The 20,131-nt window shown below is 49.0% G+C and carries 16 protein-coding genes and 1 pseudogene; 9 read left to right on the top strand and 8 right to left on the bottom strand.

The genetic code is table 11. From position 1 onward, the window contains the following. Positions 1-58 precede the first annotated feature (58 nt). Positions 59-463 carry a winged helix-turn-helix transcriptional regulator gene (locus G5S52_RS04230; protein WP_235956083.1) on the top strand — a complete coding sequence of 135 codons (405 nt, stop codon included), beginning with the start codon at positions 59-61 and terminating at the stop codon, positions 461-463. 317 nt (positions 464-780) lie between these two features. On the opposite strand, the gene G5S52_RS04225 is transcribed toward G5S52_RS04230, so the two are convergent. From G5S52_RS04225 to G5S52_RS04215, 3 genes and pseudogenes are all read right to left on the bottom strand, one after another. Beyond that, entirely contained in the window at positions 781-1,059 is a 279-nt protein-coding gene (locus tag G5S52_RS04225; protein WP_165011923.1) for a DUF7079 family protein, read from the bottom strand. Between the two features lie 124 nt (positions 1,060-1,183). Next, positions 1,184-4,233, bottom strand: a pseudogene (locus G5S52_RS04220) (efflux RND transporter permease subunit). 2 nt (positions 4,234-4,235) lie between these two features. Next, the gene (locus G5S52_RS04215) at positions 4,236-5,330 is read right to left on the bottom strand and encodes an efflux RND transporter periplasmic adaptor subunit (RefSeq protein WP_165011922.1); all 1,095 of its coding nucleotides are present in this window, start codon (positions 5,328-5,330) and stop codon (positions 4,236-4,238) included. Between the two features lie 187 nt (positions 5,331-5,517). On the opposite strand from G5S52_RS04215, the gene G5S52_RS04210 reads away from it, so the two are divergent. Beyond that, complete coding sequence (locus G5S52_RS04210) at positions 5,518-6,111, top strand: TetR/AcrR family transcriptional regulator (protein WP_165011921.1); 594 nt, start codon at positions 5,518-5,520, stop codon at positions 6,109-6,111. Positions 6,112-6,129: 18 nt separating this feature from the next. Here G5S52_RS04210 and G5S52_RS04205 read toward each other — a convergent pair whose 3' ends face one another. Continuing rightward, positions 6,130-6,816 (bottom strand): class I SAM-dependent DNA methyltransferase, encoded by a 687-nt coding sequence (locus tag G5S52_RS04205; RefSeq protein WP_165011920.1) that lies wholly within the window; start codon positions 6,814-6,816, stop codon positions 6,130-6,132. Positions 6,817-7,133: 317 nt separating this feature from the next. On the opposite strand from G5S52_RS04205, the gene bfr (G5S52_RS04200) reads away from it, so the two are divergent. From bfr (G5S52_RS04200) to G5S52_RS04175, 7 genes are all read left to right on the top strand, one after another. Beyond that, positions 7,134-7,604 (top strand): bacterioferritin, encoded by a 471-nt coding sequence (gene bfr, locus G5S52_RS04200; protein WP_165011919.1) that lies wholly within the window; start codon positions 7,134-7,136, stop codon positions 7,602-7,604. A gap of 2 nt (positions 7,605-7,606) precedes the next feature. Then, positions 7,607-8,080, top strand: coding sequence for a bacterioferritin (gene bfr, locus G5S52_RS04195; protein ID WP_062712950.1), 474 nt, complete (start codon positions 7,607-7,609; stop codon positions 8,078-8,080). A gap of 20 nt (positions 8,081-8,100) precedes the next feature. Continuing rightward, on the top strand, positions 8,101-8,844 hold the full coding sequence (locus G5S52_RS04190) for a DJ-1/PfpI family protein (protein WP_165011918.1): 744 nt from the start codon (positions 8,101-8,103) through the stop codon (positions 8,842-8,844). A gap of 305 nt (positions 8,845-9,149) precedes the next feature. After that, positions 9,150-12,992, top strand: coding sequence for a calcium-binding protein (locus G5S52_RS24165; protein WP_268895503.1), 3,843 nt, complete (start codon positions 9,150-9,152; stop codon positions 12,990-12,992). Next, the gene (locus tag G5S52_RS24280) at positions 12,941-13,762 is read left to right on the top strand and encodes a type I secretion C-terminal target domain-containing protein (RefSeq protein WP_368737448.1); all 822 of its coding nucleotides are present in this window, start codon (positions 12,941-12,943) and stop codon (positions 13,760-13,762) included. Before G5S52_RS24165 ends, G5S52_RS24280 begins: the two co-directional genes overlap by 52 nt. Positions 13,763-13,930: 168 nt before the next feature. Then, the gene (locus tag G5S52_RS04180) at positions 13,931-15,304 is read left to right on the top strand and encodes a tetratricopeptide repeat protein (protein ID WP_165011917.1); all 1,374 of its coding nucleotides are present in this window, start codon (positions 13,931-13,933) and stop codon (positions 15,302-15,304) included. A 29-nt stretch (positions 15,305-15,333) separates the two neighbouring features. Beyond that, positions 15,334-15,966, top strand: a complete 633-nt coding sequence (locus G5S52_RS04175; RefSeq protein WP_165011916.1) for a DsbA family oxidoreductase — start codon at positions 15,334-15,336, stop codon at positions 15,964-15,966. Here G5S52_RS04175 and G5S52_RS04170 read toward each other — a convergent pair whose 3' ends face one another. Genes G5S52_RS04170 through G5S52_RS04155 form a run of 4 tightly spaced genes read right to left on the bottom strand, consistent with a single transcriptional unit; the run spans position 15,967 to position 20,130 of the window. Further along, positions 15,967-16,599 carry a CDP-alcohol phosphatidyltransferase family protein gene (locus G5S52_RS04170; protein ID WP_165011915.1) on the bottom strand — a complete coding sequence of 211 codons (633 nt, stop codon included), beginning with the start codon at positions 16,597-16,599 and terminating at the stop codon, positions 15,967-15,969. Next, positions 16,592-17,278: an ATP-binding cassette domain-containing protein gene (locus G5S52_RS04165; RefSeq protein ID WP_165011914.1), complete on the bottom strand. Its 687-nt coding sequence runs from the start codon at positions 17,276-17,278 to the stop codon at positions 16,592-16,594. The genes G5S52_RS04170 and G5S52_RS04165 overlap by 8 nt, the downstream gene beginning before the upstream one ends. Beyond that, positions 17,241-18,947 carry an ABC transporter permease gene (locus G5S52_RS04160; RefSeq protein WP_165011913.1) on the bottom strand — a complete coding sequence of 569 codons (1,707 nt, stop codon included), beginning with the start codon at positions 18,945-18,947 and terminating at the stop codon, positions 17,241-17,243. The genes G5S52_RS04165 and G5S52_RS04160 overlap by 38 nt, the downstream gene beginning before the upstream one ends. A 49-nt stretch (positions 18,948-18,996) precedes the next feature. Continuing rightward, positions 18,997-20,130, bottom strand: a complete 1,134-nt coding sequence (locus G5S52_RS04155) for an ABC transporter substrate-binding protein (protein ID WP_165011912.1) — start codon at positions 20,128-20,130, stop codon at positions 18,997-18,999. Between the last annotated feature and the right edge of the window lies 1 nt (position 20,131).

The raw sequence follows: 20,131 nt of genomic DNA, 5'->3' as shown, positions 1-20,131 counted from the left end.
TAACCTTATAATTTAGACCAAACTGATAATAGATCACTTTCAAAATGAAAGCAAAAATATGAAGGCTCACTTTAGATCTCATTGCCCTATAAGCAGCACACTAGACTTGTTTGGTGATAAGTGGACACTTATTATCGTGAGAGATTTACTCAATGAAGATGCCTTAACCTTTAAGGACTTCATGAGTAATAAAGAAAAAATCTCTTCCGCTCGTCTGAGTGAAAGGTTAAAAAAACTAGAAGAAATAGAGGCTGTTTCAAAAGAAAACCACCCAACAAACAAAAAGGTTTTCTTCTATAAACTTACACAAAAAGGCAGAGATTTAGCACCTGTAATCCTGGACCTTTTGGAGTGGGGAAGTAAACATTTACATGATCACGTATCAGAAGAGGATAAGCTTCTTGCAAAAGAACTTTCCACCAATCGTGAGGCTGTAGTTGCAAAATATCAATTTAGAAAATAATGCGGTTAAAGTAGGTATACCAACCAAAAGGACATGAGAAAAAACATGACGGCCGCTAAATTTAGTAGACCAGTACAGGTTTTCATATGGAAGATACTGTCCAAATGCTTTCGGATTCGGCATCACATAAAGTGGTGCCATTCATCATTTGGGGACATGAAAAGTTACTAGAAAGGTAGATTTCGCCCGATGCGCCAAACTCTTTTTTGTCCAAAACTCAGTTAGCATCGTTTTCCCAAACGAATCTATAGCTGGCTTTTTAACTGACTCCATTCATATGAGAACTGTCTCTTGAGGCACTTATCCAAAATCATATGTTAGATTTTCGATAAAAACCCTGCTCGCTCTCTTTGAGCTTTGAGGGCTTTAACACTTTCAAGTAATTGCTCTCGGTCAAACGCCAACCAAACTTCTGGGGCGGGTGTGGAAAGGTTCGTGTGGCAGATAGGTGCAACCACAGAGAAAAGGGTGTGTTCTACTTTTTCCAATGGGAATGCTCGAGCAACTGACGCGATGAATTCATAGTCAATTTCGTTGTCGATGAAAAGGCCGGAAAGGGCTTCTATCAAATCATCTTCTGTTAGCTGGTTTGCCATTTAACGTCTGCCGAAGTTTCTGATTGATTGATGTTTAAACAACGAAGCTGAGAATTGCAAGGGCACAAGCCAACAAAACAAAAAGGAGCCACTCGGCTCCCTTCGTATTTCCTTTCAACTTGCTTTAAGCAGCTTCCACCTTCACCCTAAAGAGCATCGCATAGAACAGCGGTATCACTACCAATGTCAGGATAGTTGCGAACAGCAGACCAAACATAATGGTCACTGCCATGCTCTTGAAGAAGGGATCAATCAAGAGTGGGGCAACACCCAGAATGGTGGTGAATGCGCCAAGCAATACCGGACGGGCGCGGCTGAGGGCGGCGTCGATAATCGCAAAGTAAGGCGCTTTACCATCGCGGATTTCCACGTCTGCCTGATCAACTAGTACAATCGCATTTTTCACCATCATACCAATCAGGCTCAGGAAGCCGAGGATTGCCATAAACTCGAACGGTGTCTGGAACACGATCAATCCAACCGTCACACCCACCACTGCCAGTGGGGCAGTCAGCCAAATCACCAGTGGTTGGCGCAGGGCGTTGAACATAAAGACAACGGCCAGAATCATGGCTGCGAAACCGTAAGGCGCAGAAATCACCAGACCTTCGTTGGCATCTTTCGAGGCTTTGTATTCTCCGTACCACTTAAGCTCGTAACCCACAGGCAATTCAATGGCTTCAATCTTGCCGCGCACATCGTTGAACGCGTCCGCAGTCAGCACGCCCGGTGCAGGGTCAGCCTGAACCAGAATGGTTGGCACACGATCGATACGGCGAAGAATCGCGTCCTGATACACCACGTCGACTGAATCGACCAACTGGCTTACCAGAATAAAGGAGCCTGTTGCTGGGCTGAATACTTCGGTGTTCTCAATTGCTCGCTGGTGATTGCGTTCGCTTTCAGGCGCGCGCACCACAATCGGGATCAAGTCATCGCCATCGCGGTAAACACCCACGTTACGCCCCGTCAGGTTTGGGCAATCGCCTGATTAATTTCCTGCGTGGTTAGGCCGAAACGCTGCGCTTCTTCGGAAGAATAAACAGGGCGAAGCACTGGCACTTGCTGACGCCAATCGTCTTGCACCGCAATCAGGTTATCGTCGGCCAACATGATGGCTTTCGCTTGTTCTGCCAGTTGACGCAGCACCGCGCTGTCAGGGCCTTTGAAGCCAGCTTCGATTTTCTTACCGCCACCGCGGCCAAGCATGAACTTCCATACCTTGATAGAAGCGTCAGGGTATTTCGCATCCAGTTCGCTTTGCAGTTCGCCGAGAAGCGGGGCGATTTTGGTGTAATCATCGATATCAATCAGCAATTGGCCATAGCTTGGGTTACGGGCTTCCGGCGCGTACGTCAGCATAAAACGAAGGCCCCCACCGCCAATGAAGCTGGTGATATTGGTAATGCCTTCTTTGGCTTTCACGTCTTTCTCAATGTCGGCGACCACAGCTTCAGTGCGCTTGATGTCTGAGCCTTGCGGCAAGTAAACATCAACCACGAACTGAGGACGTTGAGATTCCGGCATAAAGCCCGGTGGAACAAATTGCACGCCCCAAATCGCGGCGGCCATTGTACCGAACAGCAAGGCACAACTGATGATGCGGCGCTTCAATACCCAGGTCAGCAAAGCTTTGTAACCTGTCACCATACGACCCGGCTTCTTATCGGCTTTTACCGGCTTCACTTTGAGGAAGTCATGGCACAGCATTGGTGTGACGGTAACTGCAAACACCCAGCTCAGGAACATGGAATACAGGATCACCCAGAACAGGGAGCCTGCGTATTCGCCCATGTCTGATGGCGACAAACCAATCGCACTGAATGCACAGATACCGACAACAGTGCCGCCAAGCAGAGGCCATTTGGTGGCGTTCACCACGTCTGAAACCACAACCTTGCGGTCTGCATCCGGTTCTTGCTGCAATCGCACCAGAATACCGTCTGTTACCACGATGGCGTTATCCACCAACATGCCAAGCGCGATGATCAACGCACCCAGCGAAATACGCTGCATGGCGATATCTTCAATCAGCATGATGCAGAGCGTGCCTGCGACAGTCAGTAGCAAGACAAAGCCGATAATCACACCAGAGCGGACGCCCATAAACAGCAGCAGTACCACAAATACGATGGCAACCGCGGCAATCAGGTTGTCGATAAAGTTCGCGACAGAATCACGCACCGAATCAGACTGCATGGAGATAACATTAAGCTCCATGCCGAGCGGACGCTGGCTTTCCAACTCTGCCAGACGCGCTTTTACTGCGTCACCCATATCCACGACGTTACCGCCGGTGACATTCGAGATACCAAAGCCGATCGCACGCTCGCCGTTGTATCGCATCAGCATGGTGGAAGGTTCTTTGTAACCTCGCATGATGTTGGCAATATCACCCAGACGCAGCACGGTGTTGTTATCACCGACCGCAACTTGCAGGTTTTTCAGGTCGGCAACGGAATCAATGCTGGAGCTTGGGATCACCGGAATACGCATGGCTTGGGTTTCGATGGTGCCTGCAATCGTCACCAGGTTTTGCTTTTGCAGCACTTGGAAGACTTTCTCTGCAGACACACCAAATTCTGCAAGACGTTCGCTGGAGATCTCGACAAAGATGGTTTCCTGTTGCTCCGCCAAGGTTGCGGTTTTTGCCACGCCCGGTACCAGCACGATTTCACGGCGAAGGGTATCGACGTAATCCTGCAGTTGCTTATCGCTGAACCCTTCTCCGGTCACGGCAAAGAACAGGGCGTACACATCCGCAAAATCGTCGTTAACAATCGAGGGGCCAGCGCCTGGAGGTAGCTGCCTTTGGGCGTCTGATACCTTGCGGCGCAGTTTGTCCCAAACCTGTTGGAGGTCGGCACTACTTTTGGCAAACTCGAGTTTGATTTCAACCGTCACCTCAGACATGCCTTGCATGGAGACGGATTTCACCTCTTTGAGTTCCTGGAGCGACTGCACCGCGCCTTCGATCACATCGGTCACTTCGTCAGAGACTTCCTGCGCTGTTGCGCCGGAATACGGAGTGACAATCACCGCCTGACGGATGACAAATTCCGGATCTTCAAAACGACCGAGTTTGAGGTAGCTGATATAGCCGCCAATCAGGGTGAGGGCGATCAGCACCCAAACACTGGTGCGTTTGGCAATGGTATAACGTGCGATATCCATTGTTATGCTCCAGTACGTTCGTCAGTGTAAGGGCGGACTTCCATGCCTTCTCTCACGCTGGATACGCCCGCGATGATGACGCGTTCGCCAAGAGCCAAGTTCTGTTTCACGACAATGCGGTCTTTGACCAGCGCGCCCACGTCCACATAACGTTTTTCAGCTTTGTTATCGTCGCCAACCACCCAGACGAACTGCTTGCCTTGGTTATCTGGAACTACGGCGTTCAGTGGCAGGGTGATAAGGGTGTTTTCGTCAGCAATAGCATTTATTTCGGGTACGACTTTCACGGCCATACCCGGCAAAACGCGGAAGCCATTCACCTGCTCAAGCCCGAGAACGACGGCATAGGTTTGGGACACTGAATCTGCCTGGGTAGCAAAAGTGCGAAGTGTCAGCGGGAAGGCTTGCCCCGGAATCGAAGAAATCTCTGCGATGGCTTTAGTGCGGTTACCGCCAGACAACATGACTTGATGAGGAATGTTAATCACCACTTCCAAATCGTTGAGGTCATGCACGGTCAGCACTGGTTCATTGGCTTGAACCTGAATGTGGTTATCCACCATTTTGCGGCCAACAATGCCATCAAACGGTGCGTGAAGTTCGGTGTATTCCAGCTGGCGTTTTGCTTCAGAAACGCGGTTCTTTGCCAGATCAAAGCGTGTGGTAATCGCATCTAAATCGGCTTTGGAGATCGCCTGGCTTTTCTTATAAATCGCCTGTGCACGCTCGTATTCCAGCGTGGTGTTTCTCAATTCAAGCTCTGCTGATTCCAAAGCTGTCTTGGCATCGCGTGAATCCAGCGTTGCGAGCAATTGGCCTTTTATTACTTGATCACCTTCATTGACGAAGATGTTGGTCAGCCGGCCACCCATGCGGAAAGCCATGTCTGCGCGTTCAGCAGCGCGCACCACACCGTTAAAGCTGAGATCAGCGGCTTGTTGTGTATCGACGATTTCCGTCAGGGCTGGCTGGATGACTGGCGCAGTGACTTGTTCAACCGCTTTCTCGCCACAACCTGACAGAAGAAAAGAAGAGATGATCAAAGTAGCAATAGCGCCGCGCTTGAATGACGGTTTGCCGAACGTGTTGACGACCATGTAGTTCCACTCCACAAAGAGACCGGCCTGCAAAGCCGGTCTGATCAGACAATTCTGGGGTTGGTGTTAAAACCAAAAGTAAACTCTGAAGTTTATCTTAAGCGTGTTTTGTATTGAGGTAAACTCAAAAGTGTACTTTTTGATTTCAACTTGGTAGATTTGTCGCGTTGAGAAAAGGAGAGAGCCCATGACACGTTCAGAGCAAAAGCGCCTGGCGATCATTACTGCAGCCAAAGATGAGTTTATCCAGCATGGATTCGCGGCTGCGAATATGGACCGCGTCTGCACAACCGCAGAAGTATCAAAGCGCACGCTTTATCGTCATTTTGAAAGCAAGGAAGTGCTGTTTGAATCTGTGCTGACCATCATTCAGTCTTCGATTGATGAAAGCCTAAGATACGAATTTGACGCCGAAAAAAGCCTGAGTGAGCAACTCACTACGATTACGCGAAATGAGGTTGAAAACCTTTATGGCACGTATGGGATTCCTTTCACCCGAACCATCTTGATGGAGTTCTTGCGTCAGCCAGATATGGCCAGCCAAATCATTTCAAAAATCTACAACAATAAATCGCTGAACCATTGGTTTGATGAAGCGCAGAAGGCTGGGGAAATCAAAGCCATCAAATTGGAACTGCTGACTCAGACATACTCAAGCCTGTTCAACGGCATGTTTGTATGGCCCCAAGTATTCGACATGCAGCCAATTCCTGAAGGGAAAGATCTGGATGAGAAGATTGAGCATGTGGTGAGCGTGGTGGTAGGGAGTTGTGGAGCCTAAAGCTCCACTTTGTACATTCTACTTTTTACACTTGATAAAGATGAAATTGGGGTGCTTTCTTAAGCGTTCATAGGTCTTTGGTGATGCTTGTTTAATCGCTTCTGAAACCTGACCCTCTGAAATCTGAGTGATTGACAGCCCCGCACTGGTGATTGCATTGGAAATCTCCACCAGCGGTCTGCGGTAAAACGTCACCTGAACCGGTGTACCGACCGTGTTCCATTCTTCTTGCACTAGCTCGGTATCAAAGTAGCTGCCCGTTGTTGAACACTCGAAGTCAGCAAACGGGTGATGGGTCGAAAACACCATGTATCCGCCAGGCTTTAGCACGCGATAGACGTCGCTGAATAGAGCGGTGAGGTCTTTCAGGTAATGAATGACCAACGGACACACGATAACATCATATTGCCCATCAGCTTCTTTGGGTAAGCCTTCTGATAGGTCCTGAACATACGCCGAAACACGCTGACCAAACTTGTTCTTCACGATGTCGACCATTTCAGCAGAGAAGTCGAGGCAGGTGACTGACGCAGCGCCTTCACTCAGGAAGTAATCCGCATACACACCGGAACCACAACCTAAATCCAACACATTCTTTCCTTCGATGTCGCCAAGCATGGCTTGTAGGTTCGGGCGTTCAAACAGAGCGTTGTAGATATTGTCTTTAACTGCTTCGTCATATTGCTGGGCAAATTTTGAATACATGTCGGATTTCATGAAATTTCTCTGAATACACACGGAAGGGGAAACCCCGGCATTTTGGAGGGATACCAGAGGAAAGACAAACTGTCTTTAAGGGCTTAAACCGAATAAGACCCGCCTTTCCAAATACTTGCAGTTAAAGACATGTAATGTATAAGGATTATTGCGAATAGGTAACCTAAAGGTGAATAAAAATGGGAATCGTTATCATTGTCTAATGCCATGAAAATTAAGACTTTTTCTGGTTGTTGTTGAATTCAATTTCACTTAGGATGTGGCACATCTTTTGGGATTACCAGCGTTATAAAAGGATCATCACGATGAAAGGTCATCAAGACGTTGTCGTTGAGCTGAATAAGATTCTCACCTCCGAGCTCACCGCAATTAACCAGTACTTCCTCCATGCAAGAATGCTGGGCAATTGGGGTTTTGAAGCGCTCAATAAAGCCGAATACAAGAAATCTATTCAGGACATGAAGCACGCCGATAAATTGATCGAGCGTATTCTGTTTTTGGAAGGCTTACCAAACTTACAGCACCTTGAACGTCTTCGCATTGGCGAGGAAGTCCAGGAAATGATCGAATGCGATAAAGTTATGCTGGAAGAACAGTTGGTTCAATTGAAAGAAGCGATCGCCATCTGTGAAGAGAAGCAAGACTATGTAACGCGTGAGTTGTTGAATGACATCCTTGAAGATGAAGAAGAACATCTGGACTGGATCGAGTCTCAACTTGAACTGATTGGCCTGACGGGTCTACAAAATTATCTGCAAGCGAAAATGGAGAAATAATCATGAAAGGTAATCAAGAAATTATTGATGGTCTGAACCGCTTGCTGACAAATGAACTGTCTGCGATGGATCAATATTTCGTTCACGCCCGCATGTACGAAGACTGGGGTATGGATGAGCTTTACGAGCGCATCAATCACGAGTCTGAAGACGAGCGTGAGCATGCATCCATTCTGATCAACCGTATTCTTTTCCTGGAAGGCACGCCGGATGTTCAGTCTCGTGAAAAGCTGCTGATCGGTGCTGACGTCGAAGAGATGATGCAGAACGATCTGAAATACGAGTACATGGTGGCTGCAGAGCTGCGCACCGTGATCGCGCTGTGTGAAGAAAAACAGGACTATCAGACCCGTGAAATCCTGTTGAAGCTTCTTGATGATACCGAGTCAGACCACATGTACTGGCTGGAGAAGCAACTTCGCTTGATCAATATGGTTGGTCTGCAAAACTACATTCAGTCGAAAATGGGCAAATAAGCCGACACCGACTGAAACCAATGGCCGCTATCAATAGCGGCCTTTTTTTGTTGTCCAAGGTTAAAGAGTATTCGAAAAGAAAGGCTTGGGCAGCTTTTCATCTTAGGTTTGTCAGTACAAAATCATTAATAGTCATAAGTCAAATAGCTGGAGAGGAAGCCATTTTGAAAAAAGTTGCTATCGTCACTTTGGATGGCTTTAACGAAATGGATTCGATGATCGCTTTTACGATGCTGAACCGACTTAACAATCTTGGTTTGGTTGCGGAAATTGTTTCAACGCATTCAGATGTCAATTCAATGAATGGTTTGTGCATTCAAGCTAATCCAACGTTAGAAAGGCTAGAAGAATATGACGGTGTGATATTTGGGAGCGGAAAGCTTTCTAATCAATACGCTGAAAATTCAAACTTTATTTCATCTTTTCAACTTGATCCAGAGCGCCAATATATAGGTGCACAATGCTCAGGTGTTTTACTGCTTATTGCTAAGGGAATAATTGGAAGCGATGTTTCCATTTCGACAGATTTAAAGACAGAATCTCTGGCGAGTGCTACCGGGCTTTCTTTCTCCTCTTCATCATTTTCCTCTAAAGGCAACATCGCCACCGCCGGAGGGTGTCTGGCCGCAGAGTATCTTGCGTCTTGGATGGCTTTGAATTTATTGGACATTAACGCCACTCGGAAGATGTTGGGCTTATCTATTCCCAAGGATGAAATGGAGATAAGAATTGATCACACGCTAAACAAAATTCGCAATATTTAGGTGATCACTCTTACATCATGCTTTTTAACCAAATGTGTATAGTGTTTGCGAAGATTTGTATAGAAAGCAAGCGTCGTCTTCATTCCCAAAATAAAAAGGTTTTTAGCGCATAACATTTTGTTAAATAAGGCTGCTTTCGTTGTTTGAAAAAAATACAGAAAAAACAAAATAATATCCCCCTTGTTACCTATCGCTCTCTTGTCAGGTCGGAGTTCTCAAATTGAGACGCAAATTTCACATTTGAGTCATTAGCTAATTGTTTCTAGTTTTTCCCAAGTGGTAGTTGTTTTTCACGAGGGGTTATTATGTCCGAATCTAATTTTTTTGAGACAGACGGAAACGATATTTTAAACGGGACGAATTCTGCGGACACAATCAACGGCGCCCTGGGTGATGACATTATCACTGGCGGCAAAGGCGATGATGTTATTTTTGGTAACGGCACCGACGGAACGACAGGCTCTTCTACCTTCACTTCAACGATAGACGGCGGTGCAGATAGTACTATCTACAACATTCAAGCCGAGACCGCACTCAAGGTCACTTTGTCTGATATCGCTTCTGCAGCAGGATTTAGAAACAGCATCGGTTATTACATTGTCGATGACAATGGCATGGTCATTCAGTCTTCAGTATTGATTGATAACGCCAAAGATGCCGATACAGCTACTCTCGAGATTACCGCACCAGAGAATGCTGCCAAACTTGGCATGTTCCTCATTCCGAATGGCGACAGCCGCGGATTTGACGTTGGTGACGTCACACTCGCTTTATCTAATGATAGCCCTACGGTGACACAAGATAACGTCACTGTCGGGGTGTATCTCACAGAAGCTCCTCTCAATAATAACGACCAAGACCACGAACGTTTTGACGGCGAAACCTCCAGTTGGGAAGACCTCTGGAACTTAGGTGACAGAGACTACGACGATGTCACGTTTAAAATTGAAGTTACCCAGACACAAGTTGTTGAGACAACCGACAACGACACCATTCGCGCTGGAAAGGGTGACGATGAGGTTTATGGTAATGAAGGTGACGACGTTATATATGGCGGTAAGGGCGAGGACTTCTTAAGCGGCGGTAGCGGTAATGACGCTATCAATGGCGGCCGTGGTGCGGATGAAATTCAGGGCGGTACGGGAAATGACGAGCTCTCAGGTGGTCGTGGTAACGACGCAATTTGGGGCGGTGACGGCGATGATGTCCTGAAAGGAAATCAAGGCGCAGACTTGCTGCAAGGCGGTAAGGGCGATGACCAGCTTTTCGGCGGCAAAGGCGCAGATGAACTTTATGGTGCCAGCGGCGATGATGTTCTAAATGGAAATCGCGGCGCAGACCGTCTGTTCGGTGGTGATGGTGACGACGTCGTTAATGGCGGTCGCGGCAATGACTACGTGAAAGGCGACGCTGGGGACGACACGCTCTCGGGTGGCAGAGGTAGTGATGAGTTAAAAGGCGGCATGGGTAATGACGTGCTGCGCGGTAATCAGGGCGCTGATGTTCTCTACGGCGATGACGGTGATGGTGCGACACGTGGGCCAAACCTTGTTCTCAATGGTGGGTTCGAATCTTATGGTGACGACGGCAGAAGAATGTGGAGCCTCGTCAACGATGAAGATGTACCTGGCTGGGAAAGCGAAGGCAACATTAAGATGGAATTCCAGCAGGGTGGCTTTGGGGGCGGCCCTGCCAATGATGTGACAAACACTGTGATGGAGCTCGACTCCACCGCAAACGCGACTGTTTTCCAACAATTCGATGTTTCATCTATTTCGGCGCAACAAGACGCGGCGATGGAAATCAGTTTCGACCATGCCAACCGATATCGTGGCAGTAACACCACAACCAGTGCTTTTTCGGTCAGTGTGACGGATCAAGATGGTGAGGTGCTGTATTACCAATACTTCGATAACGACCAATCAAATCAAGCCTACGAATCTTTTAGCAGTCTACTTTTGCTCCCTGAAGGGACAGAAAGCATCAAGGTTGCTTTCTCCGGTGAGGGGCAGTCTGATAGCTACGGCGCGCTGATCGACAACATTTCTCTGGCCCAAGTTTATGAAACGGTAGAGATTGACGGAGAAACCGTCACCTTTACAGGTAATGCCGACACCCTCTATGGCGGTAACGGAAAAGACGAATTGTACGGCGAGTCTGGTGATGACACGCTCCACGGCGGTAAAGGTGCCGATATTTTGGATGGTGGCACCGGAGACGATGTTCTCAAAGGCGGTAGAGGCGCTGACATCCTTGAAGGAGGCGTTGGTGATGACACCTTGTTCGGCGGTCGAGGACAAGACACGCTTAACGGTGGAGACGGAAACGACGTCTTGAAAGGTGGCAGAGGCGCTGACGTTTTAGACGGCGGTGATGGCGAGGATTCACTGTTTGGTGGCCGAGGACAGGACACACTCAATGGTGGCGACGGAAGTGATGCTCTCCATGGCGGTAGAGGTGCTGACACTCTCAATGGCGGGGCAGGAGAAGATACGCTCAAAGGCGGCAGAGGTGCCGATGTACTCAACGGTGGTTTGGGCGATGACACACTAAACGGCGGTAGAGGTAGCGACGTCTTAAATGGTGGCGATGGAGCAGATTTACTGCACGGCGGCAGAGGCAATGATGAGCTAAACGGCGGTAAGGACGACGATACACTTAAAGGTGGCAGAGGAAGCGATGTCCTGAAAGGCGACTCTGGTGAAGACACTTTATACGGTGGCAGGGGCGCGGATACGCTTTATGGCGGTTCTGACAACGACAAGCTCTATGGCGGCTTAGGCGATGACACGCTCCGCGGCGACAGCGGTAACGATACCTTACATGCAGGAAACGGAAACGATCTTGCTTACGGCGGGTCGGGCGATGACTTGGTCAACGGCGGTTCAGGTGATGACAGCCTCTATGGCGGCACTGGTGCTGATGTACTGAACGGTGATGTGGGCGCTGACAAGCTTTACGGCGGCGATGGCAACGACATCGTCAACGGTGGCGATGGCAACGACTATGTCAAAGGCGACGACGGCGATGATGTGCTCAATGGCGGCGAGGGTGATGATACCTTACGAGGCGGCATTGGTAATGATGTCCTGAACGGCGGCCTTGGTGCTGACATCCTCATGGGGGAAGACGGTAACGATACGCTAAACGGTGGCGACGGTAACGATGAACTCATCGCAGGCATCGGCGACGATGTCCTGAATGGCGGTGTTGGCGATGATGTCATGTACGGCGACGAAGGCGATGACACCTTAAACGGTGGCGAGGGCTCAGATATCGTGCAAGCTGGTACCGGCGACGATGTCATTAACGGCGGTGATGGAGATGACGAGCTGTACGGTGCGGAGGGTGACGACGTACTCAATGGCGGTGACGGCAACGACATTCTGAAAAGCGGTATCGGTAACGACTCTCTCTCAGGTGGTGACGGTAACGACTCCATCTGGGGTGATGATGGCAACGACAACATCCAAGGTGGCGATGGCGACGACCTGGCATACGGCGGTGAAGGGAATGACTTTGTTAAAGGTGGCTTAGGTAACGACACCCTTTATGGCAGCAATGGTGACGACATTGTCTGGGGAGATAACGGCAATGACACCCTCTATGGCGGCTCAGGTGCTGATGTGCTGGTCGGTGGCAGCGGCGACGACACCCTGAACGGCGGCGGTGATGATGACATCATGCTCGGCGGTTGGGGTAACGATACGCTCTCTGGTAGCAGCGGCAGCGATATCGTATACGGCGGTGGCGGTGATAACAGCCTAGAGCTTGGAAGCGGCAACAATACCGTCGCTTATGACGGCAAAGGTAATGACACTGTCGTAGACTTCAGCACCCGTGATGACAAAGTCGTGATTTCGCGCTCAACGAATGTGCTGTCATTCGGCGCACTTGCGATGGCACAGGTCGGCGTTGATGTGGTTATCACTATGGGCAGCAAAACCCTGACGCTGGAAGACACTCTGCTGCAAAATCTCTCGGAAGATAACTTCGAGTTTGTCAGTGAAGAAGATTTCTCAGCATTACTCAATAACGACGGCGCGCGACCTTCAGCCAAGAAGGCATTGTTGAGCAATCAGCGGGTAACTTCCTGGTGTCAGGCAACCTGCTGGCTGAGGCGGAAACCTCCGGCCACTGGAACATGAAGACCGTCGAGATTGATGGCGCAGTCTATGAAGTTCCGGAAGGTACCTTGGTTGTTCAGACTGAGCGCGGAGAGCTCACCATTTATGGCTCGGACGACGATCGCCACGCCGAAGGTGAATACGTTTACCAACTGGCGTCTGATGCTTCATTGGGCGAAGAGATCGAACACTTTGAACTGAAGTTGGAAAATGACTTTGGTGATACAGCAGACATGTCTCTGGATATCAATGCAGGTGAAGATGTCGATGTCCCGCTCGGAAACCTGATGGAAGTTATCGAAGGCTCAGAATTGGACGACAACCTGAATGGTGGTGAAGCAAACAACGACATCTACGGATATGCCGGCAACGATATCATTGATGGTGGCTTAGGCAACGATCTGATCGCAGGCGGAGCAGGCTCTGATGACATGTACGGTGGTGAAGGCTCAGACACCTTCATCTTCCTGCAAGGTGATGCGGCTGTTGGAACAGTAGATACAATCCATGACTATGAGCCTGAACTGGACGTGCTGGATTTTGCAGACGTACTCGGTGAGGTTAGCGATGAAGACCTTGGCAGTTATCTTGTTGCACTGGAAGAAAACGACGAAGGCGAAGCGGTATTGTCTCTTGCTACAGACGGCGATGCAGTTGACCAGCAAGTGGTGTTTGCATCAACCTCGATTGAAGACATGGTTAACGCCTTCGGATTGGATAGTGATTCTTCCGGTCAGGATGTCATTAACGCCATGATCGAAGAGAGCAAGCTAATTACGCAGTCCTTCTAAACCAATATCTGAAATCAAACGCCTGGGAGAAATCCCGGGCGTTTTTGTTTGTCACTCAAGTTTAGTGACACAAACAAATCGTTTCCCTACAGGCAATTTATCCTAGTTTGTCACCCTTCATTGTGCTCGCTAGTCTCACTTAAACGTTGACTAGGGAGAACAAAAACAATGGGTACAGACAGCAGAGGATTGATATATACAGGCACAGATGACGCTGGCGTTAAAAAGTTTGAAGCTGCATTGGAATGGATTTTCGACTATCGCCCAAATGCCATGGAAAAAATAGATTCCATCCTAGAAACACACCCAGAATTTGTGATGGCCCATGTCTTGAAGGGTTATAGCATTGCGAGTGAAGGGCGCTATTCATCATTGGCTGGCATTTCTGATGTGTTGGCTTCCATTCGTTCCCTCGTTAAACAAACCAATAGCCGAGAGCAACAACATATTTCTGCACTAGAAGCTTATCAGCGGGGAGATATCAAAGCTGTTCTGGAAGTATGGGCAGGTATTTTGAATGAGTGGCCGTTGGATCTGGTCGCTTTTCGACAGTCTACAGGTAACCTTTTCTGGTTTGGTGAAAGACAACGATTGGTTGATACTGCCGCGAAAATCGCACCTCACTGGGGAGAAGATATTTCAGGCTACGGTTATTTTATCGGTGCTTTCAGCTTTGCGCTTGAAGAGGTTGGGGAGTACCAACTGGCTGAAGATTATGCCCTTAGAGCGGTTGAGCTAAACCCTGCAGATGTATGGGTTGTCCACTCTCTCGCTCATGTACTGGAAATGAATGCACGAACTGATGAGGGCATAGATTGGATAGAGTCACGCAGAGAACAGTTACCTACCCATAACGCGTTTGTCGGCCATCTCTGGTGGCACCTTGCGCTGTTTCACCTTGAGCAGGGCAACATTGACGAAGTGTTCTCCCTTCTTGACCACCATATTTACCCTGAACCTTCCAATTTCTACTTGAGTGTTCAAAACGGCGCTTCATTACTCAAGCGTTTGGAGTTTTTAGGTATTGATGTTGGTGAACGTTGGCAGCGGCTCTACGAAGGTGTGCGGGATGCTTATGGAGACTATATCTACCTGTTTACTGAACTTCACTCCGCCATGGTGCTCCATCGTGCGGGTGAAAAAGAGGCAATCTCGTTATTGAAGGGAAAGCTAGGTAACCCAAATGCTCTGCGTTACCCGACTGAAAATGAGCTTTCCCAAAAGCTGGTTACGGGTATTGAAGCCTTTGAAGATGGCAATTTTGCCCAAGCTGCAAATTTGATAACGCCAATTCGATACGATATGGCGAAGCTGGGTGGAAGCCATGCCCAACAAGATATTCTGCATCAATACCTGATCAACGCTGAAGCTCAGCAAGGCCATTTGGAAACAACAAAAGGCTTCCTCAAAGAAAGGGTGTCCCGCAGAACCCAGTGGGATCTGGCTCCTGAGATCTACCTGAGAAAATACGCGGCAATTGAAAGGCTGACGTTAGGTGGGGATAACCAAGCACTGAATCAATTACTTAGACGAGTTCTTTAACATTTCACAGTGACAAGGATCAGTTTTCCATGACAGTACAGGTTAACTTCTACAGTGATTTGCTTTGTTTTTGGGGTTGGGTTGGCCAACATTACAACGACAAGATCATGCACCTTTGGGATACCTCCCATGTGCAATGGCAACATCATTACTTGGGGTTGTATGCCAACGTTCCAGAGAGAATGAGCACCATAGGTGCTGGTGAACGCGGGTACATGAAATATGCTGACATCACCGAAAGGTTAATGGCGAAATTTGATGGTTTGGACGTCCACCCTGACTTATGGAGAAAAGTCCGGCCATCAAGTTCTTTGATGCCGCATCAGGCGTTGAAAGCGGTGCAGTTTGTTGCAGGTAATGAGGTTGCGGTTGAACTCGAACATGCACTCCGTGAGGCGTTTTTTCGCGATGCCAGAGATATCAGCCACTATGGTGTGTTAAAAGATGTGCTTGAGGAGTGTCACCTTGCGACGCCAGACATCATGGAGCACTTTTTGACGGGGAAAGCCTTGGCAGATGTCTATGGTGACATCAAACATGCAGAGGAAGACAAAATCCCGGGTAGCCCGGCGTGGGTTTTCGATTCCGGTCGTTATCGATTCTTCGGTCAAGTTGATATCGACGTGCTGGCATTTGCAATTAATAATCTGGCGCGGGAGTGATCATCCCGCGTTATCCTGAGGTGGCTCCTCTTTCAGTGTTTGATAACCCGCCCAAATACGTGTGGCTGTGGTAACCCAGCAAAGTGCGCCAAACGTCCATGCGATTTCTGCAAAGTAACCCGGGAACAAACAGAACAGGACAAAACAGGCGATGGTTTCTGTTCCCTCGGTTAACCCGCCAATGTAGTAAAGCGATTTGCTTTGATAGACGGGATTTTCGATGTTGCGCTTACTCGCCATGATGGCAAATGCGAGGAAGCTTGATCCTGTTCCCATAAAGGAAAAAACAAGGAACGTCGCTGCAACTGCGTTTTGTTCGGGATTTGCCAACGCAAAAGCAAAGGGGATCATCGAATAGAAAAGGAAATCCAACGTGATATCCAGAAATCCACCTGCATCTGTAATCCCTTGTCGGCGGGCCAACGCACCGTCTAACCCATCAAAAATACGGTTTAGAGCGATAAACAATAGCCCAAGCCAGTAATACTCGTAAGCGATAGTAGGTAGCGCCAGCAAGCCAATCAGAAAGCCACTCACCGTGACTTGGTTAGCAGTGAGGCCGATTTTGTCAGGGATCTTGGCCGCTTGCTTTAAGGGCCAACGGATAACGACGATGGAATAGCGATCAAGCATTGTTCTGCTCCGTCTCATTAAAACCCACTTTCGAGGTCGTTTCCCTTTCTTTGCTTGGCCAATGCAGCAAGGTGCTTTCCATGGGCACGTCATCCTCATCATGTGTCACCATCACCGCCGCAATGTTACGGTTTTTGATTTGCTTGAACACAAATGCGCGGAATGACTTTCGAAGTGGCTTATCCAGCTTGCTGAAAGGCTCATCCAGCAAGATGACTTTGGGGTGGGAGAGCAGGGTTCTCATCAAACTAATACGCGCACGTTGACCACCGGAGATTTGGTCTGGCGCTTTAAAAGCGATATCTGCGAGTTCTATTTCTTGCAACGTTGCCAGCGCACGTTCTTTTTTCTCCGCAGCGCTCATGGCGTCAGGCAAGCCAAACGCAAGGTTCTGCCAAACATTGAGGTGCGGGAAGAGCAGATCATCTTGAAACAGAATCCCTACTGCCCGTTTTTCTGCCGGGAGTGATTGGATGCTTTGGCCATTAACCAGAATATCGCCTTCGCAATCAAACTCTGGAGAAAGATGTCCGGCAACTGCGCTGAGTAGCGTGGATTTACCACAGCCACTGGGTCCCATGATGGACAGTACATCCCCATTTTCGACGAGGAATGACATGCCAGTGACCAAAGTGGCTTGATTAGATTTTATAGTCAGGTTTTGTACGGACAAACTCATTCACAGACTCTCTGGATTCATCATGTCGGGCGAGGCGACGGCGCGGGTCAGCCAACCGGCTGGCAGCCAGCGCAAGGGCAAAGAAAACAAGCGGCAGAAAGGCTTGAATCAAACCATACACGGCGCTGATACGTCTGTCCTGACCGCTGGCAAGGCTAACAGCTTCGGTAGTTAATGTGGTGATACGTCCCGCGCCCAGAAGTTGGGTAGGCAGATATTGAGCAAAACTGACGCTGAGACCAACAGCCCAAGCCAGCAAAATCGCAGGAATGACAATAGGCAGCTTCACCTGCCACCAGGCTTTAAACGGACTGTGTCCCAAGCTGCGCGCGGTTTGTGTAAGACGCTGATCGAACGATTTCCAAGGCCCATCCAATGCGAGGTAAACATAAGGGAAGGCAAACAGGATATGCGCCCAGATGGTAGCAGGGACGTGCCATTGCCCCGGTAACATGTATATCGCGACCTGAATACCGAACAGAATCGATAACTGTGGGATCAGCATAGGCACGGCTATAACTAATTGCGGCAGTGATTTGTGGTATTTATCGCGATACTCCAGACAGCCGACGGCAAATATCAACGCAACCGTCGCGGATATCAGGCCAAGAATCAGGCTGTTGGTCGCCAGTTCAATCAGATGACTGGATTCCTGTTCCCAAAACCGCGTGCTGACGCGTGTCGGCCAAATGTCTGGAAAGCGCCAGCGAAGGGCGAACGACCAAACCAGCAGCAGGGGAATCATCATAAATGGCAACAGGGCGATGAGCTTAAACAGGTGTCGCCCGGGCAGAGAGTAGGTTTTGCTACCGCTGAACTGCCAGTTCTGCCAAACATTAATCAGCACATATTCGAACAGGCGATACAAAAGTAGAGTGCCGAAACAGAGGACGAATAACGAAATGGCTCCCGCTGCCGCACGCGGCAACATCGATAAATCAGGGTCGTTAAACCATTGCCACACCAATACGGCGAAGGTAGTCGGCGAAGTGGGTCCTAAAATCATCGCTACGTCAACGACGGATAACCCGTAAGCCAACACGGCATAAATCGGGAAACGCATTTTTGGTAGCCACTGCGGGAACACCACTTTCAACCAAGCCGCGGTACGGTTGTAGCCCAAGCTTTGTGAGGCTGCGAGTAAGCGGTCTAACTGCATTTGCTTCAGTACAGAAAGGCTCATCAACAATAGAAAAGGGGTTTCCTTCACAGCCAGTGCCAGAATCAATCCAATACCGCTACTGTCCTGAACCAGCGACCAGTGGTAGGGCTGTTCTTGTCCGGTAAACAGCGCGACAAAACGGAATAACCAGCCTGATGGGGCAAAGGTAAGAGCAAAGCCAATCGCAAAGGCGACATGAGGCATGGCCAGCAAAGGCGAAAGCCATTGCTCGATGCGCTTCCAGAAACGGGTTCCCCAACAGGATTGAAGAATAAGAAACGTAAACAGTGCGGCAAAGAATGAGGCGGCAATACCGGTAAACAGGGTAAGCTGAATGGCTTTGTGAGTGCCGGGCCACTCTTGCATCGCGCGCCAACCATCAAGGCTGGGTTCGCTCAATCCAAGAACGGGAAGATAACTGACGGCAGAAAGTAATACGCCGCCAAGTCCAGGAAGGAGAGGTAAACAGCACACGACTAATGTCATTAAATACAGCGGGCGTAACATGTTTACCTCATTTCGCATGAAGCGCTTATCGCTTCAACATTTACTCTAATTATTGACCATAGCGCTTAAGCCATTCTTGCTCGAGCGCGCCTTGCCAGCTTGGATGTGGCTCAGGCTGCGACTTGAACAATGGCTTGCTGTCAGACAATTTCACGACCGCTGGGTCACCCCAGTAATCACTGTTTGCTTTACGAGCCTGCGCTTCTTCGCTCATCAGGAAGTTGACCGCGACGAGAGCGCCTTCTTTCGCATTGGCGTTCCAAGGGATACCCATAAAGTGAATATTGGACAGCGCACCCTCGTTAAAAGCAAAGGCTTTAGCGGAAGGCGCAAGTGTACCGTTTTTCACTGCCGTTTCAGCGGCATTAGGGTTAAATGTGATGGCGAGCAGCAACTCGCCGTCATCCAACAACTGCATGGTTTCCGCGCTGGCTGCCGGGAATTGTTTCCCCTGACGCCAAGCTACTGTGTGCAGTTCGTCCAGATACTTCCAAAGCGGCGCTGTCACTGCATTAAAATCAGCTTGATCTGCAGGTTTGTAGAGCGGGGCAGTATCCATGCTCAATTCCAGCAAAGCGGCTTTCAGGAAGCTGGTGCCGTGGAATGCCGGTGGTTTCGGGTAGGTGATTTTTCCCGGAAACGCTTTGGCCAGACTCAGCATCTCGTTGAAAGAGGCTGGTGGGTTTGCCAGCGTCTTTTCATCGTGGATGAAAACTAACTGGCCCACACCCCAAGGTGCTTCCAAACCATTTGTTGGCTCGGTAAAGTCCTCTTTGACTGGCAAGGATTTATCAACAATCGACCAGTTCGGCAGGTTTTCAACGAACGGCCCAAACAACAGGCCGTTTGATTTCATAGACTTGAAGTTTTCACCATTAATCCAAACCATGTCTACACTGCCGCCTTCGTTCTTACCTGCGGCTTTTTCAGCGACCAAACGGTTAACGGTCTCTGCAATGTCAGATACTTTGACATGTTGAAGCGTGACGCCGTAACGATCTTTTAGTTCATCGCCTGCCCAACGCAGGTAGGCATTGATTTCCTGACTTCCGCCCCAGGCATTGAAGTAAACCGTTTGGCCTTGAGCACCTTCTTCAATTTTCTCCCAGTTGGAGAGGTCAGCCGCCGAAATGGCTGAAGTGAAGGCGAGGGCGCAAGCTGCGACGATGGATTTCAAATTCATG

The sequence above is a fragment of the Grimontia sedimenti genome, assembly GCF_011045095.1.
Taxonomy (GTDB): Bacteria; Pseudomonadota; Gammaproteobacteria; order Enterobacterales; family Vibrionaceae; genus Enterovibrio; species Enterovibrio sedimenti.
Note: the sequence above shows the minus strand (reverse complement) of the source record. Positions and strands in the feature narration are given on the sequence as shown.

Excerpts from the sequence above, each read along its gene's own strand:
- G5S52_RS04230 (WP_235956083.1), top strand. The coding sequence starts at position 59 with ATGAAGGCTCACTTTAGATCTCATTGCCCTATAAGCAGCACACTAGAC.
- G5S52_RS04225 (WP_165011923.1), bottom strand. The coding sequence starts at position 1,059 with ATGGCAAACCAGCTAACAGAAGATGATTTGATAGAAGCCCTTTCCGGC.
- G5S52_RS04215 (WP_165011922.1), bottom strand. The coding sequence starts at position 5,330 with ATGGTCGTCAACACGTTCGGCAAACCGTCATTCAAGCGCGGCGCTATT.
- G5S52_RS04210 (WP_165011921.1), top strand. The coding sequence starts at position 5,518 with ATGACACGTTCAGAGCAAAAGCGCCTGGCGATCATTACTGCAGCCAAA.
- G5S52_RS04205 (WP_165011920.1), bottom strand. The coding sequence starts at position 6,816 with ATGTATTCAAAATTTGCCCAGCAATATGACGAAGCAGTTAAAGACAAT.
- bfr (WP_165011919.1), top strand. The coding sequence starts at position 7,134 with ATGAAAGGTCATCAAGACGTTGTCGTTGAGCTGAATAAGATTCTCACC.
- bfr (WP_062712950.1), top strand. The coding sequence starts at position 7,607 with ATGAAAGGTAATCAAGAAATTATTGATGGTCTGAACCGCTTGCTGACA.
- G5S52_RS04190 (WP_165011918.1), top strand. The coding sequence starts at position 8,101 with ATGGCCGCTATCAATAGCGGCCTTTTTTTGTTGTCCAAGGTTAAAGAG.
- G5S52_RS24165 (WP_268895503.1), top strand. The coding sequence starts at position 9,150 with ATGTCCGAATCTAATTTTTTTGAGACAGACGGAAACGATATTTTAAAC.
- G5S52_RS04180 (WP_165011917.1), top strand. The coding sequence starts at position 13,931 with ATGGGTACAGACAGCAGAGGATTGATATATACAGGCACAGATGACGCT.
- G5S52_RS04175 (WP_165011916.1), top strand. The coding sequence starts at position 15,334 with ATGACAGTACAGGTTAACTTCTACAGTGATTTGCTTTGTTTTTGGGGT.
- G5S52_RS04170 (WP_165011915.1), bottom strand. The coding sequence starts at position 16,599 with ATGCTTGATCGCTATTCCATCGTCGTTATCCGTTGGCCCTTAAAGCAA.
- G5S52_RS04165 (WP_165011914.1), bottom strand. The coding sequence starts at position 17,278 with ATGAGTTTGTCCGTACAAAACCTGACTATAAAATCTAATCAAGCCACT.
- G5S52_RS04160 (WP_165011913.1), bottom strand. The coding sequence starts at position 18,947 with ATGTTACGCCCGCTGTATTTAATGACATTAGTCGTGTGCTGTTTACCT.
- G5S52_RS04155 (WP_165011912.1), bottom strand. The coding sequence starts at position 20,130 with ATGAATTTGAAATCCATCGTCGCAGCTTGCGCCCTCGCCTTCACTTCA.